The organism is Vibrio sp. 378, assembly GCF_033339435.1.
Map to the genome: position 1 here is coordinate 1 of NZ_JAWOUO010000285.1, position 874 is coordinate 874.

Here is an 874-nt window from a genome sequence, read left to right on the forward strand (position 1 = left end):
TTTATATAAGCCCAATAAAAGAAATGGTGAGGCAAGCGCTAACAGCGCCGTATAAATAATTCGAATTAACATGAACTAGTCGCAATGGCTTCGAGTTTCTGGATGCTATCTAGGACTTGTTTTGGCGATAGCTCAGTCAAGCATTTCAAATGTTGGTATTGGCATTCACGCTTGAAACATGGTCGGCAGTCGATATCGGTATGAACCATTTCAACTTTTTCAGCCAGTGGTGGTGTGTACTTTGGTGATGTTGAGCCATAAACAGCAACGACATTACAACCTACAGCGGCTGCTACATGCATTAAGCCTGAGTCATTTGCGACCACCGTTTTACATGCAGCAAGAAGATCGACCGCTTCAATTAAACTGGTTTGCCCTGCTAGAACATGAATGTGTTCATGGAACTGTGTTGGAACAAGTGCACGGATATTGTTACAAGTCTCTAGGTCTTTTTGAGAGCCAAACAGCCATACTTGATGGCCGGCTTTGCACATCTGTGCAGCAACTTCGGCATAGTGTGTTTCCGGCCACTTTTTCGCTGGGCCAAATTCTGCACCAGGACATAGACCAACAGCTGGTCGTTTTTGATCTAAATTGAATTTATTGATGGTTGTTTGCTGTTCTTCTTTATTGATCGACAGGCTAGGGCGAGGCAGTGTATCCAATCCTCCAAGAGAGGATGAATCAACCATTTCTGATTTAGAGTAAGCGAGAGCCACATAACGCTCAACCATGTATTGGAAGGATTTCATATTTGGACGCAGGTCATTGAGAAGACCGTAGCGCATCTCTCCTTTCCATCCTGTACGCAGAGGTATGTTCGCAAACCAAGGAATCAGCGCTGATTTCGCTGATTTTGGCAGAATATAAGCGT

General features: G+C 44.2%; 1 protein-coding gene. It reads right to left on the reverse strand.

All coding sequences use genetic code 11. The features are described from left to right. Positions 1-65: 65 nt before the first annotated feature. Positions 66-874: lipopolysaccharide heptosyltransferase II (gene waaF / locus R7Q48_RS25740; protein WP_318133004.1), on the reverse strand; the 809-nt coding region annotated here is incomplete at its 5' end.